Raw genomic sequence first — 16792 nt, forward strand, 5'->3', positions numbered from 1 at the left:
CTCATGAGACTATTAATTATATTATTATTTATTGGACAAACCATTTTCGCCCAAAAATACTTTACTAGAACTGGAGTAACCGAATTCAAAGCTTCAGTTGATGCTTTTGAACCAGTTGAAGCAATTAATAATAGCACTTCTGCTATACTTACTAAAAATGGTGACGTAGCTTCTCAACTTTTTGTAAGTGCCTTTAAATTTAAAGTTGCCTTGATGCAAGAGCATTTCAATGAGAACTACATGGATTCAGATACTTACCCAAAAGCTGTTTTCAGGGGTAAAATTGAAAATTTCAAATTTGACAATCTTAATTCTAAAACTACCTATACATTAAAAGGGAAATTAACTATTAGAGGTATCTCAAAAGAAATCTCTTTTCCTATTTATTTAAACAAAAAAGATGAAAAAATTAAACTGACTGGAAATTTCAATGTAAGCCCTAAGGATTATAACATTGAAATACCTAGCATTATTAGAAAAAAAATAGCCAATAAAATAAACATTATCATTAATTATGAGCTTTCAGAAAAAAAGTAAATGGATTTTATTAGCTATAAGCATTATTTTTATAGGTGGAGTAGTTGTATACAAGCAAGTATATAAACCTCATAAAACTACAGAAGAAATTGAAGCAGTTTACACTGGAAGTTCTGAAAAGTTCATTGAAGAGCTCCAAAAAGGTTTTGATAAATGGAACACTAAAACAATTGAATTAGAAGGAACAATAACTTCTGTTGTGAATAACGGTTTCATTCTAGACGACTTTATTTTTTGTCAATTAAGAAAAGATACTCGCTTAACAAAGAAACAACAAGATAAAATAACAGTAAAAGGAACTGTTATAGGATACGACGAATTACTAAACGAATTAAAACTTAACCAATGTATTATAAAATAAATGATCTAGGAAAAACACTACTATCTTTAACCTTTTTACTTGTTTCGTCTTTTACTTTATACGCACAAGATGATTTATTAGATGAATTGGATAAAGAATCAAATGCAGGAACCCAATTTAACTTACCAGCATTTAAAACATTAAAAATTGGAAACTTACAATCTACTAAAATTGCTGACAAAGGGGATCTTTACCTAATAGTTTCTCATAGATTTGGCCCTTTGAAAAATGGATTTGATAGTTTTTTTGGCTTAGATGATGCTTTTACCAAGATAGAACTTTTATATAGTTTCTGGGACGGTGTTCAATTCAGTATTAGTAGAGAGTCTTTTGAAAAAACTTTAGCTGCTTCTGCTAAAGTTCGAATTGCAAAACAATCTAATAAATTCCCCCTAAATCTAGTAGGGTATACTACTATAAATAGAAATACAGAAATCAAAAATGCTTCTTTTTCAAATTACACATTGAAAGATGCAGATAGATATAGCTATTCACTACAACTATTAGCTTCTCGCAGATTTTCAAAAGAATTTTCATTCGAATTTGCTCCAACATACATACGTCAGAACTTACAAGTTTTAGATATTGTAAAGGAAGCTAATCATAATCAATTTGCTTTAGGCTTTGGAGGAAGATATAAATTAAGTAAAAGAATAAGCTTAAATGCTGAATATGTTCATAATTTAAACAGACATAAAGATTCGAATTATACGAATCCTTATACTTTCGGTGTTGACATAGAAACTGGTGGGCATGTATTTCAGTTATTATTTACAAACTCACAATCTAGTAATGAACCAGGATTCATAAGTAAAGCTAGTGGTGATTTAGTATTTGGATTTAATATAGTAAGAGTGTTTTAATCACTTATTTATATATTGTTACTTTTAAAAAGTTTCCTTTTCAGGAAACTTTTTTTACATCTTATATTTAAATAAGGTATGGAGAGAGAATATTGTATATTTGCCGCTGTAAAACATTGAATATTTTGGTTAAAATTGATACTATAGAACTACCTGATTTCCCTCTATTACTAGCTCCTATGGAAGACGTAAGTGATCCTCCTTTTAGAGCTTTGTGTAAAGAAAATGGGGCAGATGTAGTTTACACAGAATTTATTTCTTCAGAAGGTTTAATCCGTGATGCTGCTAAAAGTGTTATGAAATTAGATATTTATGAAAAAGAGAGACCTGTTGGTATTCAAATTTTTGGCGCCAATTTAGATTCAATGTTACGTTCTGTAGAAATTGTAGAGAAGACTAACCCTGATATTATTGACATTAATTTTGGATGCCCTGTAAAAAAAGTAGTTTCTAAAGGAGCTGGAGCTGGTATTCTAAAAGATATCGATTTAATGGTTAAGTTAACTGAAGCTATGGTTAAGCACACTAAGTTACCTATTACTGTTAAAACACGTTTAGGCTGGGACCATGATTCAATTAAAATAGTTGAAGTTGCTGAACGCCTTCAGGATGTTGGATGTAAAGCTATTTCAATTCATGGTCGTACTCGTGCCCAAATGTATAAAGGTAATGCTGATTGGACTCCAATTGCTGAAGTAAAAAATAACCCAAGAATGCATATTCCTGTGTTTGGTAACGGTGATGTTAATTCTCCAGAGAAAGCAATGGAAATGCGAGATAAATTTGGTTTGGATGGCTGTATGATAGGTAGAGCTTCTATCGGCTATCCTTGGTTTTTCAAAGAAGTTAAACATTTTTTTAAAACAGGAAAACATTTACCTACTCCTACTATTTTGGAGCGTACAGAAATGGCTCGTCGTCATTTAGAAATGGCTATTGATTGGAAAGGAGAACGCTTAGGTGTTGTTGAAACAAGAAGGCATTATACCAATTATTTTAAAGGAATTCCTCATTTTAAAGAGTATCGACTTAAAATGGTAACCATGGATGACCCAAAAGATGTTTTTGATACTTTTAATTTAGTGAAAGATAAATTTGGAGATTCTATACTATAATATATAGTTACTAGGAGTACTATTTCTCTATAAACTTAACAGAAATTCTAGAGCTTGCAATTTTAGCAGCTACATACCCAAGAATCGTGATTGTAGTTGCTACAACTAATAAATTCGTCCACCTAAATTCAACAGGATAAGGTAAATTATAGGCTATCATAAACACACCATAATGGAGCTGAATTAACACTAAGCTTATACCTAAAACTAGACCTACTATCATTCCTACCAAAACCAACAAAAAACCTTGATACACGAAAATATTTTTAACTTCTTTTATACTAGCTCCAAGACTTAATAAAGTTTTTAAATTTTTTCTTTTATCAATAATCATCATAATTATTGAACCTATTACATTAAACAAAGCAATTATTATTATTAATGTAAATATTAAATAAGATATAAAATTCTCTGTATTTACTACTTTATAATATAATGCATTTAACTGTTTTTTTGTTTTAACAACATAGTTGCTACCTAGAGCATTTTGTAATTCATCTCTAACATCAGCGTTATTAAAAGAGTTTTTTAATTTTAACTCTAAACCAGTTACCGTATTTGCTGAATAATTTAGTAGTTCTCTAGCCAAATCAATATTAGTATATACATATTTATTCTGAAACTCTTCAGAACCTGAATACACACCTATAACTTGAGTACTTACTGAATTAAAAGCATTATTAGGATTTATAAATCCTTTACCAGGTTTTGGCACAAAAATCTGTAAAGGTTCTCCAAAATCTAAAACACCTAATGAAAGTTTGTAAAAAATACCATATCCAACAACTGCTGTATTTCTATATTCTTTATCTAACCATCTACCAACAGTTAAAGAGGAGTCTATAGTTACTATTTGATTATATAACTCATCAACACCCTTTATGTAAGCTATATGGTTTTTATTTTTATATTTTAAAGAAACTCGTTCTTCTATAACTTTTGAACTTACCTGAATTGCTTTATTACTTCTTAATACTTCATCAATTTTTTCTGTATACACAAAAGTTTTCCCTTTAGCGGGTATAATTTTTATAGCAGGATCTGAAGCCTCTAACAAAGAATCACTAAAAGTACGAAGACCTGAAAACCCTGATAAAACTACAAACAACGCTATAGTACCAACCACAACACTAAAGGTTGCTATGAAAGTAATTATATTAATTGCATTTGTACCGCTTTTTGAAAACAAGTATCTTTTAGCTATGTATAAAGAAAACTTCAATAGTTGATTATGCGTATTAGAATTTAATCTTTCAAATTTATGCGTTTTTTTTTAACTATTCTCTTTATATTTTTAATACTTAAAATATTTATAAATAAAAAACTACTTGCAAACACAAGTAGTTTATATTTCTATATAGTATATAAGAATGTTAACGTTTTTGACGTTTAGGTAAAACGTCTGGGTTTTTAATCGGATCAACATCATCTCCCTTTAAAGACTTATCTATTTCTTCAATATAATCCAAGCTATCATCTCCAAAAAACAACAACTCAGGCATTCTTCGTAATTGATTTTTTGTTCGTTGAGCCATTTCATGCCTTATTAATGGGGTATTAGATTTTACTCCATCAATAATTTCATCTCTTTTGTCAGATGGAAATACACTTAAGTATACTTTTGCCACTCCTAAATCTGAAGTTACTGATACTTTTGATACAGATATTATTACCCCTCTCATTCCATCTTGAGCAGCTCTTTGTAAAACATCTACTAAGTCTTGTTGCAATACACCTGCAATTTTACGCTGTCTATTTGTTTCTTCCATGCTGCAAATTTATGAAATATTTTCTTCCTAACAGTACTATTTTATGGTGTATACAGTTTATTTTTTATGGCATACATTACCAAGCCTACTCTATTTCTAACATCTAATTTGGTAAATAAACTATCTCTATACCCATCAATTGTTTTAGGGCTTAAGAACATTTTTTCTGCAATTTCCTTATACGTTAATTCAGAGCAAGCTAAACGCATAAATTTTAATTCATTTTCTTTAAAGCTAACTGTACTTCGTCCATTTTTACCAGAAACAGAATCTAACAATAAATTAGTAACTTCTTTAGTATGATAAAACCCATTTTCCATTAGCTCTAACAAGGCTTTTTCTAAAACTCCTTTTTGGGTATCCTTTAATAAATACCCTACTGCCCCTGCTTTTAACATTTTTAAGATAGTACCATCAGCATCTTCAACTGACAATGCCATTACATGTACATTAGGATAATTCTCAACAATCCAATGAGTTGTTTCTATACCATTCATTACTGGCATATTAACATCCATTAATACTATATCTGGAATATTTTTAGGCGATCCTAAAAACTTATCGGAAACTTCTTTTCCGTTTTTACAAGTATATAAAACTTTAAACTTATCAAAGGTATTCACCATCCCTTCAATAGCTTGCGACAATAGTGTATGGTCATCTACGACTACAACTGAATATTTCATAATATAGTAGAGTTAGGGTTATATTTAGACTTCTGCTTAGATATTGGGGAAAGCTTAAAAATAGTAATTAATTGTTAAAGTTGTACCTTTTTTAGGCTCAGATTTTAAAGTTGCTTTGGCTTTTATCAATTTTATTCTTGCTTTTATATTTTGTAAACCAATACCTTTTAAGGTAACTTTCTCTACCTCAAACCCTACTCCATTATCTTTAGCTACAATATCTAAAACATTGTTTCTATATTCTAAAACCACATCTAAATTAGTAGCTTTAGAATGCTTTATAGTATTAGAGAAAAATTCTTGTAACACTCTAAAAATTATAATTCCATGCTTTTGATTTACCTCTTTTGTTTCACCTAAAATAGTTAATCTAGCATTTATATAATTTAACCTATTAAAACGTTCAATTTCTAATTGTAAGGCATCAATAAATTTTATATTATTTATAAATTCAGGATTTATAGATTTTGAAAGCGCTCTAATTTCCGTTAAACTTTTCGTTATTGTTTCTGTTATTTCACCCATATTATCAGGTGATGCATACTGTAATTGTATTTTTGCTAAAGTTAAAAGTTGCCCAATATTATCATGTAACTCCCAGCTAATATTACGTAAAGTTTCTTCTCGTATTTCTATTTGTGTTTCTGCAATTTCTCTTTCAAACTGTTTTTTAATACTATTTCTTTCTTGTAATAATTTATTTTTTCTACGCTGGAAAACTGTAAATAATATTATCAAAAAGACAACAATTACTACAATAATTAAAGTTGTTATAATTAAAATTTCTCTTCCTTCTTGCTGCATAGTAAACCATAAATTATAAATGTGTTCATCAATATAATTAATATATATAACACAAAGAACAATCCTCTAGTATGCATATAATTTAGCATACTAAAAAAAGGTATTGAAGGCAAATAAAAAACCAAAAAACCAACTGACACCCAAAAAGACAATAATTTTTTGTAGTTTAATATCTTATCAGACATTAATAATTCTCTTAAGTATTGAAAAACATATATACTTGAATTAATAGATCCTAAAATAATTAAATAGTTAAGTGAAATACTTCCATATAAAACAAATAACATTAATATATTAAAAGTCGCACTAAGAATTATTATTAATAAGTTTTTTTTTCTAATTTTTAATACTTTTAAATACAAATAAGGGATTAAATTAAACAACAAAAAACCATACAATAAATACAAATTCTCCCCAGACTTCCCTATTTTAACATTATTAAACCCTAACAACTCAATAAAAGCGGTTAAACATAAAATGATTACAAGAACTTTATAAAAGTCACTCTTAAATTTATGTAAATAAAACAAACTCAATAAAGCAGCTGTAACCTGAATGAGAAAAGAGAAAAAAACTAGTTCTTTTTGCATATTTATTCCCTTAATTAATTATATGGTGGTGTAATATTTCCAAAATTCCCTGCACCACTTACCTCTTCCATATCATCTCCGTTTCTCATACTAAAAGCAACTGTTTCTTTCTTTACTGATGGTAAACTATAATTATAGTCTTTTCTTTTCCCTTCTTTATAATCCCCCTCTGAATCGTAAATCCAATTATATCCATGTTTCACTAACATTTCTTTAAACGTTACTAATTCACCACGTTTAGCACTTTGAACTGGATCAAATAAAACTTGTTTACCTCTAATAGTTGTAGATGGCATGTAAATTAAACTACCATATCCTTTTTCTTTTCCTTTATGATTCGGTTTTGCTGTAGCTATAAAACTAATTCCTGTAATTTCAATTTTCACTTTTCTACTTAAGTTTTCTATATGCCCTAAGTATTTTTTAAACTGAATAAAATCAAATGTATTAATTCGAGAATCTTCATATCCTAAAGCTTTTTCAATAGGCTCTATTCTTGTCGTATCATAACTCTTTAGCATTTCAATAATTTCTGAATAGCTCAACATCTCTTTTGTTCTACCTTCATCCTTATAACAAAAAACACCATTTTCATTTGCGCTTTCTATACACTCTTCATAGGTACATTCTTTGCAAAATATGCTTCTGAATATTCCAATTATTTTCTGAAATATATTCTTTTTATTCATAATACGTTTGGTTTTAATTCTAGTCAAATATACACTCTTGTTCTTTTGAAAAGCAAATCATTTTTACAAGTACCTAAGTAAATCAAGCTTTTACATAAAACAATCAGGAAAAACACCCTAAACCTAAAAGCTAATACCCTATTGGGTTTTCATGGGTTTTACTGTTGACTTTTTAAGTTTTAATTCATTAAAAATGTTATATCAAAACATATCTCTCATAAACAAACCTCATATCTTTTTACACAATTAATAAACTCTTTATTCAGGAGAAAACACCTTAAAAAACAAACGGGTTATCACATACTCTTTATAGTTGTTTTACTTACAAATACACTTCTAATTTAATTGAATTTTGCCATCAGTTATTTCGAAAGACTAAAAGGCGATAACCGAAAAGCCTAATAATAAATAGAGTAGGTAAAAAATAAATATTATGCCAAATTTAGTTCCAGAATTGAATAGTTTAGATTTTAATGTGTATGTTGGTGGGCCTTTACAAGCTGCAATTCAAGCACAAACAGCTGCCTCAATGGCTACTGTAAACTTCATTAAAGAAGTTGGTTTTGAAAACGACAATGATCCTAACACAGTTGACCAATTACGTTATGTAGATTTTAAATACAAAAAATCAGTTCCTAATCCACATGTAGGTAAAACTGCCCAAGAATTAACAGATGAAGGCCTACCTCCTTCTACAAACACTACTAATAACTTTTTAGATAACGAAGTAGAAATTAAAGTACCTTTTTTAACAATGTTAACAATTCCTTCTATACGAATTGATGAAGTTAATATTGATTTTAATGCTAGGTTAAGCTCAACAGAAACTAGAAATGTTTCTTCTGAATTTGCTGCTAGTGCAGAACTAGGTATTAACTATAAAATAGTGAATTTTAAAGCTTCTGTTTCTTATAAGCGTAATACTTCACAAGGAGTAAAAGTTGATAAAACTTACAACTTAGGAGTAAAAGTAAAAGCTGTGAATGATGAATTACCTGAAGGTTTAAGTAGAATCTTAGACATGCTTGAAGACAGTATAGCTGCAGTTGCTTAACACTAACAAATAAAGAGAAACTATCTAAAAAATTATTTTTAACACCATTCCGAAAAATCTTCATTTCATTCGTAATGACCATTTTTTAGATAGCCTCTTTTTAAAAACTTATATTATGGTCAATTTAAATGAATACCTTGGAGGTATAGCCACTAGCATTTCAGAAGCCCGATTAATGTCGGATTTAAAATCTTTAGAAATTGCAGAAAAATTTGCAAAACACGATTTATTAAAACATTTTTCAATTCCTCGTTTTAAAGCTAAAAACATTGAACTTACAATTCCTGTAGCTATTGGTGAATTAGAAAATAGTTATGAAAAAGAATATCAACCTATAGATAATATTGGATTTAACTCTAAAACTTATACCATTTTAAAAGACGCTTCAAAAGCCACTTCTTTTGATAGAAAAACATCTATAAGCATACGGTCGGTTATTGCAAAAGAAACCGATGAACTTGAAAGAAATATAAAATCTACCGAAAACCAAGACCTTTCACTAAAACAATTTTCAGAAAGAGTTGCTGAAAAATTTGTTTCCGTTTCAAAAGAAAAACTAGACTATACTTCTTTAGTGAACAAATTAACTACTGATCTTAAATCTTCTATCAAAACTAGACAGTTGGTAAAACAAAACACAAAAGTTATTGTAGAGGCTCATAAATTGAATGAAATTAAACCCGAAAATATTGTTCAAATTAAAATGACATTAAACGAAGAAAGTATGGAATGGTATACTTCAGAGAATGAAAATGGAGAGAAAGAATCTAAATTACTACCTGAATAGCCATGAGGAAATCTATAACAAAAATAACTTCAAATATAAAAAAGCAACTTTCAGAAATTCACAACTTAGTAAATCAGTTAGAGAAAAAAAGCTCGCAAAGCATTAGAAGTATAAACGACTGGTTACTTAATACCGAAAAAATGCTTCAAGAACTTAACTTACCCGAGTCATCTAAATTTTCAGTAAAAAGAGGTGAGCTAACAGCTTTTATTCCAAGTACCAATGGAAACAAAAAAAAAGAATATGCACATCTTGCAGCAACAATATTAACACAAGCTCAACAAGATTTGTGGGAAACATTTTCTGCTTATTCTACAAAACTAGAAAACGCTTCAACTTTAATTAATCAATTATTAGGTGTAATATACCAAACAAAAGAATTTAAATACGACACAAATGAAAACTTTACTATTTTTTTAAACGAAGTATGGAGCTTTTGCTCTAATCACGAACAATTAAAAGGCATTACTGCTCAAATATTATCGCTAATTAACAGGTCGGATGTGATTATAATTATGGCTGAAAAAATAGATTTAGAAAACCTATAATATCAAACTATATTTTTTATTTTTATCCTATGAATAAAATAGAACATATTGGTATTGCCGTTAAAGATTTAGAAAAGTCAAATCAACTATTTGCTTCTTTATTTGGTGAACCTCATTATAAAGTTGAAGAAGTAGCTAGTGAGGGAGTTAAAACTTCATTTTTCAAATCTGGACCTAACAAAATAGAACTACTAGAAGCTACAAAAGAAGATAGTCCTATTGCTAAATTTATAGAAAAAAAAGGAGAAGGTGTTCATCATATTGCTTTTGCCGTTGATGATATTGAACAAGAAATTAATCGATTAGAGAAAGAAGGCTTTACTGTTTTAAATAAAGTTCCTAAAAAAGGAGCTGATAACAAACTAGTTGCTTTTTTACACCCAAAAACAACGAACGGGGTATTAATTGAACTTTGCCAAGAAATTAAAAACTCTAATGTGTAAATAATTATAATGTAATAACCGAGTTATTAAACGTTAATTATAATAATCATTAAATAATAATTCCTTATTGAGCATTGACTAGTATTTAGTATCTTGCAGGGTTTATAAACTGACTTATTAAAATGAATACATCTTTTGATTCTTTTCAAAAACGTCGCTTACAATCTTCTTACGTTTCGGTGGTTGTAAGTATTGCTTTGGTTCTTTTTATGATTGGTGTTCTTGGTTTAGTTTTACTAAAATCAACGAAAGTTGCTAATCACTTTAAAGAAAAAGTTGTGATGACTTTATTTTTAAAGGATGATGTTTCTAAAAAACAGTTAGATAAATTTAAAACTGCTATACAAAAAGAAGCTTACACAAAAAACTTAGCATACATAAGTAAAGCAGAAGCTGCCAAATCATATAAAAGAGATTTAGGTGAAGATTTCTTAAAGTTTTTAGGTGACAACCCATTAAAAAACGGAATAGATATTTATTTAAATGCTACTTATGTTACTCCTGAAAAAATGCTAGAACTTGAAAACAAGTATATAAAAAACAACCATGTAGCTGAAGTAAACTACGACAAACCTTTAGTTAAACTACTAACAAAAAACATTAAGCGCATGAGTTTTTGGCTACTAGTTTTAAGTGGTTTTTTTGGACTAGTTGCCATTATTTTAATAAATAGTTCTATTAGATTATCTATATATTCAAAACGTTTTAATATAAAAACTATGCAAATGGTCGGTGCAACTAAACGTTTTATTAGAAAACCTTTTATTTGGCAAAGTATTAAACTTGGATTACTAGGTGCTTTTATTGCATTTCTTGGTTTATCAATAGTAATTTACTATGTAGATAGCTATATACCAACACTTGAATTAATTAAAGATTATGTTTCGTTATGTTATGTTACTGGTGGTGTGCTATTCATTGCCTTTTTTATCACATGGATTAGTACATTTTTTGCTACTCAACGATTCTTAAATTTACAAACTAACGACTTGTATTATTAAATTATATACAGAGTGATTGATTTAAAGTTTATTTTTTCAATCACATACTAAAATTTACAGTAATGAAAAACGAAAACAACTCAGAACAACAATTTTTATTTGGTAAACGTAATTATGTTATTATGCTTATTGGAATAGCTGTTATTGCACTTGGATTTATATTAATGGCAGGTGGCGGTAGCGACGACCCTAAAGTTTTTAATCCGGATATTTATAGTTGGCGTAGAATTCGTTTAGCCCCTACCTTAGTTATTATTGGTCTTGGTATAGAAATTTATGCTATTTTTGCCAATCCTAAAAAATAAGCATGGATTTATTAGAAGCAATAATTCTTGGAATTATACAAGGGTTAACAGAGTTTTTACCTGTATCATCAAGTGGACATTTAGAGTTAGCCAAAGCAATTTTTGGAGACACATCGGTACCAGAAGAAAGTTTAACTTTTACTGTAGTGTTACATGCTGCTACCGCTTTAAGTACTCTTGTTATTTTTAGAAAAGAAGTTTTAGAAATTTTTCAAGGTTTATTTCAGTTTAAGTGGAATGAACAAACTAAATTCTCTTTAAAAATTGTACTTTCAATGATTCCTGCAGTTATTATAGGACTATTGTTTGAAGAACAGTTAGAAAGTTTTTTTGGAGGAAAGATATTATTAGTAGGCTGCATGCTTTTAGTAACCGCCGCACTACTGTTACTTGCTGACAAAGCTAAAAACACTACTAAAAACGTATCCTTTTCAAATTCAATAATTATTGGTATTTCTCAAGCAATTGCAATGCTACCTGGTATATCTCGTTCAGGAGCAACAATTTCTACTTCTGTTTTATTAGGAGTTGATCGTACCAAAGCTGCTCGTTTTTCATTTTTAATGGTAGTTCCTTTAATTTTTGGAAAAGTAGCTAAAGATCTTTTAAGTGGTGACATTAACTTCCAAAGTTCTGAAGCACTTCCGCTTACAGCAGGATTTATAGCCGCTTTTGTTTCTGGTTTACTTGCTTGTAAATGGATGATTTCATTAGTTAAAAAAAGTAAATTATCATACTTTTCTTTATATTGTGCTATTGTAGGATTATTAGCTATTAGTTATTCTTTATTTTTTTAAATGACAGCAGAAGATTTCAAAAACGGACAGGTTTTATTAATTGATAAACCTTTAGAGTGGACTTCATTTCAAGTAGTAAATAAAATTCGCTGGCATATTCGCAAACAGTATAACATAAAAAAAATAAAAGTTGGACATGCTGGAACTTTAGATCCTTTAGCTACTGGCTTACTAATTTTATGTACTGGTAAACAAACTAAAAGTATTGAAACTTACCAAGGTCAAATCAAAGAATACACGGGTACTTTTACAATTGGAGCAACTACTCCTAGTTATGATCTAGAAACAGAAATAGACAAAACATTTCCTATTGACCATATTACAGAGGATATATTACGCAACAACACCAAAAAGTTCATTGGTAAAATTCAGCAAAAACCACCTATTTTTTCAGCTATAAAAAAAGAAGGAAAACGTTTATATGAATTAGCACGAGCAGGTGAAACGACTGAAATAAAATCACGTGAGATTGAAATCGTTGAATTTGATATTACGAATATCAATTTACCTAAAGTTGATTTTAGAGTTGTTTGTAGTAAAGGAACTTATATTCGCTCTTTAGCTTATGATTTTGGTTTAGCTATTAATTCTGGCGCTCACTTATCTGCTTTAAGGAGAACCAAAATTGGTGATTTCTCTGTAAATAAAGCTTTAAGTATCCATGAGTTTATCTCTTCTATAGAGAATCAATAAACTCCTTTAATTTTTGATATCTTAATTTTAATAACACTATTGCATAGAAAAATTCATAGCGCTTTCTTGCTAGTAACTTAATATTATTAAGTATAATAATATTGATGACCTGCATGCTACCTTCTCCTCCCATTTCTTTTCTTTACTCTAATTAGTTGTTTAAAATATATTTTCTGTTACATAAAAACTATGGAATAATTTTTGAGTAATTACTCGAAAATTAATTCAACATGAAAAAACTACTACTTATCAGTCTAATAACATTAACAACTTCTTCATTCTCTCAAAATGATAAAGCGCATCCTTTTTTTACAGGATCATTAAGCACAACTTTTGGTATAAATCAACAGTATAAAATAAACGAAGAAGGAAACGGTCCTTTTATAGTTCCTAAATCTATTTTATTAAGAACAGGATTCGGGTATCAATTTAACAAACGTTGGGCTTCAAGTATAAATGTTGGATATGATCATCATTTTAGCTATGCCATTAACTCTATTCCAGCATTTGCTAGCTTACGATATAATTTCATTAGAAATTCAAGCGATGCTTATTTTATAGAAACTAGTTACGGACAAATGTTTAGGTTATCGAAAAAATTCTCAAATGGTAACTATTACAAAGTAGGATTAGGAATGCTTTCAATAAGTAACAATAGATGGAACGGACTCTTACGATTAGATTTTCATAGAAAAAAAATAGCTGGTTTTAAAAACGGTAATCTCGATAGTGTTTCTATTGGTTTTGGTTTCTCTTTTAATTAGAAGCCATCAAAAAAGAGGTAGATTAGTTAATCTACCTCTTTTTTATATTAGTTATAAAAATTACAAGAACCTATTATACCAACTTTCTGTTATTGGTACTTCCCAGTGGTTTTCTAATTCTCCTTTTGTTTGAATTAAATTATCAAAAACTATGGTTTTAGGAGATACTGATTTTTGCTTTAACATCTTTTTAAAATCTTTCAAATCTTTATACTGAACAAATTCCCCTTGCTTAAAGCATACATTCATTTTATCTAGTAACTCAACACTATATTTTTCTTGTAACCCAAGAATAAAAGTTACTTGTTTATCAATATCTTCATTTTTTAACTCTACATCTTCAGCAGCATAGAAAACAATGAACCTATTGTAAATTAATTTATATGATGCTTTAAAGTTTTCGTCTTCTAACTTCCATTCATTTGTAAAATCTTCTAATTCTTTTTTTATTCCTTCAATTTCTTGAGGATAAAATTTTCTACTTGATGGATATACCCAAACCTTTGCTTCATTAGACAATAAATCACAATCTATCAACATATTACTTTCTTTTAAGCTGCAAAGATACCAAAACAAAAATCCGTTTAGCCATAATGGTTAAACGGATTTTAAACTTTTAATTTTAATTTGATTAGCTCAATAATGATACCAAATCATCCTCGGTATTTCTACCCTTATTTTTATTGTACCAAATTTGCAAATCTTTTTTGAATTCTGCATCTAATTTCCCATTTTTTTCTTTATAAGTTTTCACCATAGCAGTTGCCTCACTTGGTCGAGGTCCCCATGTACCAACCACATTTTTCTTATCATCTAAAACTATTAATTTCGGAATTGAACGTCCTCCATTTGTCAAAAAACTATCCATCAAATCTAAATTCTCATCTCTAAGAACTAATTGTAAGTTTATATTTGAGTTTTCTTTCGCTATTTTATTTATCATTGGTAAATTTTGAGCTGCGTCACCACACCATCCTTCAGTTAATACCAACCACGTTTGTTTATCCTTAATTTTTTTTACGTTCTCAATAGACTCAGAAGAAACATGTAACGTTTTATCTAAACGCTTCATTCGTTTATCATTTAAAACACTATAATTTAAAAGATCTTCAGATTGATTTTCTCCAGTTGATTTTCCTTCTTTAATCAGTTTATCAACCAACACCTTATAATCATCGTAAGACATTGCTTTACTTAAGCTCTTTTCAATAATTTCTTTCATCTTAAATATTTTTAACTAAAACACTAAACTATTTAGTTGTATTCACTCAATTTTAGACGCTATTTTTCAGAAAGCTTACAACGAGTATTCTTTACTTTTTTTCAAATTCGAAATAATATCATTAGTCATAGAAGCTAAATCAAATTCATGCTTCCAACCCCAATCCTTTCTAGCCTGTGAATCATCAATTATTTGAGGCCATGTATTAGCTATGTCTTGTCGAAAATCAGGTTTATAAGAAATAGAAAAATCTGGAACATATTTTTTTATCTCATTAGCAATCTCTTTTGGAGTAAAACTAATTGCCCCCAAATTATAAGAGGTTCTTATTTTAATCTCCTCAGGATTGGCTTGCATAATTTGTATTGTAGCGTCAATAGCATCTTTCATATACATCATTGGCAACCTAGTATTTTCACTTAAAAAACATTCAAAATTTTTGTTCTTTAATGCTTCAAAATAGATATCAACAGCATAATCTGTAGTACCTCCACCAGGTAATGTTTTCCAACTTATAATCCCAGGGTATCTTATACTACGAACATCAACTCCATATTTATTATGATAATAATTACACCAATGTTCACCAGCAACCTTACTAATACCATAAACTGTTGACGGCTCCATTACAGTTTTTTGAGGAGTATTCATTTTAGGAGAAGTATTACCAAATACAGCCATTGAACTAGGCCAATAAACTTTCTCAATATGTTTATCTTTAGCTAATTCTAAGACAGCTAATAGTGAAGTCATATTTAAATCCCAACCTTTTAATGGATACTTTTCAGCAGTAGCTGATAACATTGCTGCCATTAAGTATACTTGATTTACATTATACTTTTTAATTACTTCTAAAATTCGTTCTTTATTGGTCGCATCAACTATTTCAAAAGGGCCAGCAGCCATCATTTCATCATTCCCTTCTCTAATATCAGAAGCTATTATATTTTTACCCCCATAAACCTCTCTTAACCTTTCAGTTAACTCAGTACCTATTTGACCACAAGCACCTATAATTAGTATTGTATCTTCCATTTATTAATAATTCAAAAATATAAACATACAAAAGTAACAAATTTCAGATTTCATAAAATAAAAATATTGTTTTTTAAGAATTAATAATTTTTCTATCAAAAAACATCAATTTGACTTTAACTAATAAATCTGTAATTTTACATCATGATAAATTTAAAGAAACTTCCAACTCTTCATTTTTTAAAACTATTTGTACTAGTTATAGTTTTAAGTTGTTCTCAATCTAAAAAAGAGATAAAAAAAACTACTATAACAAAAAGTGGAATGAATATTACAAATAGTTATACCTATAATAACTTAGATAGCCTTTTTCTAATCAAATTAAAAAAGTGGAAAGAATACTCTGATTTAGCTGAATTTCTTAATCAATATGAAAAAACAACTCCTAGAGAAGCTTTGAATAATGCTTTAGAATTAAAAAACTTAACAAAGAAAGCGAAAGATAGTAATATTATAAAAACACTTAAAACACCTGCTTTCAATGCACGTATTAATGTTTTTGAAAATGAAGTTTTAAGATTAGCTGACATGACGTATATTCCTGCAATTTCCTCAAAACAAGTGAACAAACAAATAGAAAATATTTTTTCATCATTTAACAGTCTTAACTCTAAAATAATTGCAATTTATAAAAAAGACAAATTCAGCAACTCTGTTAAAATTGATGAAGTATTCAAAAAAATACGCTAAATTAGTAGGGTTTATGGTGTTAAATATGTTAATATTGTG

23 protein-coding genes are annotated in these 16792 nt (G+C 28.7%); 14 read left to right on the forward strand and 9 right to left on the reverse strand.

The genetic code is table 11. The features are described 5' to 3' along the window. Window positions 1–3: 3 nt before the first annotated feature. The 4 genes from DS884_RS16750 (at window position 4) to dusB (ending at window position 2876) form a co-directional block, all read left to right on the forward strand. Window positions 4–537 (forward strand): YceI family protein, encoded by a 534-nt coding sequence (locus DS884_RS16750; protein ID WP_113787571.1) that lies wholly within the window; start codon window positions 4–6, stop codon window positions 535–537. Continuing rightward, a complete protein-coding gene (locus DS884_RS16755; protein WP_113787572.1) occupies window positions 515–898 on the forward strand; it encodes a hypothetical protein in 384 nt (127 codons plus the stop codon). Before DS884_RS16750 ends, DS884_RS16755 begins: the two co-directional genes overlap by 23 nt. After that, complete coding sequence (locus DS884_RS16760; RefSeq protein WP_113787573.1) at window positions 883–1761, forward strand: DUF5777 family beta-barrel protein; 879 nt, start codon at window positions 883–885, stop codon at window positions 1759–1761. The genes DS884_RS16755 and DS884_RS16760 overlap by 16 nt, the downstream gene beginning before the upstream one ends. A 125-nt stretch (window positions 1762–1886) precedes the next feature. Then, entirely contained in the window at window positions 1887–2876 is a 990-nt protein-coding gene (dusB, locus tag DS884_RS16765; protein ID WP_113787574.1) for a tRNA dihydrouridine synthase DusB, read from the forward strand. 19 nt (window positions 2877–2895) lie between these two features. Here the strand turns inward: dusB and DS884_RS16770 are convergent, their stop codons facing one another. The 6 genes from DS884_RS16770 to DS884_RS16795 all read right to left on the reverse strand — a co-directional run bounded on the left by DS884_RS16770 (window position 2896) and on the right by DS884_RS16795 (window position 7414). After that, window positions 2896–4098 carry an ABC transporter permease gene (locus DS884_RS16770; protein ID WP_113787575.1) on the reverse strand — a complete coding sequence of 401 codons (1203 nt, stop codon included), beginning with the start codon at window positions 4096–4098 and terminating at the stop codon, window positions 2896–2898. A gap of 151 nt (window positions 4099–4249) precedes the next feature. Beyond that, complete coding sequence (rbfA, locus tag DS884_RS16775) at window positions 4250–4645, reverse strand: 30S ribosome-binding factor RbfA (protein WP_093870124.1); 396 nt, start codon at window positions 4643–4645, stop codon at window positions 4250–4252. Between the two features lie 41 nt (window positions 4646–4686). Continuing rightward, complete coding sequence (locus DS884_RS16780; RefSeq protein WP_093870123.1) at window positions 4687–5334, reverse strand: response regulator transcription factor; 648 nt, start codon at window positions 5332–5334, stop codon at window positions 4687–4689. 51 nt (window positions 5335–5385) lie between these two features. Further along, window positions 5386–6135 (reverse strand): sensor histidine kinase, encoded by a 750-nt coding sequence (locus tag DS884_RS16785; protein ID WP_113787576.1) that lies wholly within the window; start codon window positions 6133–6135, stop codon window positions 5386–5388. Continuing rightward, window positions 6108–6725, reverse strand: a complete 618-nt coding sequence (locus DS884_RS18495; protein ID WP_113787577.1) for a hypothetical protein — start codon at window positions 6723–6725, stop codon at window positions 6108–6110. Before DS884_RS18495 ends, DS884_RS16785 begins: the two co-directional genes overlap by 28 nt. A 14-nt stretch (window positions 6726–6739) precedes the next feature. Next, window positions 6740–7414: a hypothetical protein gene (locus DS884_RS16795; RefSeq protein ID WP_147239421.1), complete on the reverse strand. Its 675-nt coding sequence runs from the start codon at window positions 7412–7414 to the stop codon at window positions 6740–6742. Window positions 7415–7847: 433 nt separating this feature from the next. Here DS884_RS16795 and DS884_RS16800 point away from each other — a divergent pair, with 433 nt between their 5' ends. The 9 genes from DS884_RS16800 (at window position 7848) to DS884_RS16840 (ending at window position 13806) form a co-directional block, all read left to right on the forward strand. Continuing rightward, on the forward strand, window positions 7848–8468 hold the full coding sequence (locus DS884_RS16800) for a DUF2589 domain-containing protein (RefSeq protein WP_113787579.1): 621 nt from the start codon (window positions 7848–7850) through the stop codon (window positions 8466–8468). 115 nt (window positions 8469–8583) lie between these two features. Further along, on the forward strand, window positions 8584–9255 hold the full coding sequence (locus DS884_RS16805) for a hypothetical protein (protein WP_113787580.1): 672 nt from the start codon (window positions 8584–8586) through the stop codon (window positions 9253–9255). A 2-nt stretch (window positions 9256–9257) separates the two neighbouring features. Then, on the forward strand, window positions 9258–9803 hold the full coding sequence (locus DS884_RS16810; protein WP_113787581.1) for a hypothetical protein: 546 nt from the start codon (window positions 9258–9260) through the stop codon (window positions 9801–9803). Window positions 9804–9832: 29 nt separating this feature from the next. Continuing rightward, window positions 9833–10246, forward strand: a complete 414-nt coding sequence (gene mce, locus DS884_RS16815; protein WP_113787582.1) for a methylmalonyl-CoA epimerase — start codon at window positions 9833–9835, stop codon at window positions 10244–10246. A gap of 122 nt (window positions 10247–10368) precedes the next feature. Further along, entirely contained in the window at window positions 10369–11247 is an 879-nt protein-coding gene (locus DS884_RS16820) for a cell division protein FtsX (RefSeq protein ID WP_113787583.1), read from the forward strand. A gap of 62 nt (window positions 11248–11309) precedes the next feature. After that, window positions 11310–11552 carry a DUF3098 domain-containing protein gene (locus DS884_RS16825; protein ID WP_113787584.1) on the forward strand — a complete coding sequence of 81 codons (243 nt, stop codon included), beginning with the start codon at window positions 11310–11312 and terminating at the stop codon, window positions 11550–11552. Between the two features lie 2 nt (window positions 11553–11554). After that, window positions 11555–12349, forward strand: a complete 795-nt coding sequence (locus DS884_RS16830) for an undecaprenyl-diphosphate phosphatase (protein ID WP_093870112.1) — start codon at window positions 11555–11557, stop codon at window positions 12347–12349. Beyond that, a complete protein-coding gene (truB, locus tag DS884_RS16835) occupies window positions 12350–13042 on the forward strand; it encodes a tRNA pseudouridine(55) synthase TruB (RefSeq protein WP_113787585.1) in 693 nt (230 codons plus the stop codon). It begins immediately after the preceding gene. A gap of 230 nt (window positions 13043–13272) precedes the next feature. Next, entirely contained in the window at window positions 13273–13806 is a 534-nt protein-coding gene (locus tag DS884_RS16840) for a hypothetical protein (protein WP_113787586.1), read from the forward strand. A 60-nt stretch (window positions 13807–13866) separates the two neighbouring features. On the opposite strand, the gene DS884_RS16845 is transcribed toward DS884_RS16840, so the two are convergent. From DS884_RS16845 to DS884_RS16855, 3 genes are all read right to left on the reverse strand, one after another. Beyond that, complete coding sequence (locus DS884_RS16845) at window positions 13867–14346, reverse strand: ABC transporter ATPase (protein ID WP_113787587.1); 480 nt, start codon at window positions 14344–14346, stop codon at window positions 13867–13869. Between the two features lie 91 nt (window positions 14347–14437). Then, complete coding sequence (locus DS884_RS16850) at window positions 14438–15028, reverse strand: thioredoxin family protein (RefSeq protein ID WP_093870108.1); 591 nt, start codon at window positions 15026–15028, stop codon at window positions 14438–14440. A 75-nt stretch (window positions 15029–15103) separates the two neighbouring features. Next, the gene (locus DS884_RS16855; protein WP_113787588.1) at window positions 15104–16063 is read right to left on the reverse strand and encodes an NAD-dependent epimerase/dehydratase family protein; all 960 of its coding nucleotides are present in this window, start codon (window positions 16061–16063) and stop codon (window positions 15104–15106) included. 144 nt (window positions 16064–16207) lie between these two features. Here DS884_RS16855 and DS884_RS16860 point away from each other — a divergent pair, with 144 nt between their 5' ends. Beyond that, entirely contained in the window at window positions 16208–16753 is a 546-nt protein-coding gene (locus DS884_RS16860; RefSeq protein ID WP_113787589.1) for a hypothetical protein, read from the forward strand. Window positions 16754–16792: the final 39 nt, after the last annotated feature.

The sequence above is a fragment of the Tenacibaculum sp. E3R01 genome (assembly GCF_003318185.1).
Taxonomy (GTDB): domain Bacteria; phylum Bacteroidota; class Bacteroidia; order Flavobacteriales; family Flavobacteriaceae; genus Polaribacter; species Polaribacter halocynthiae.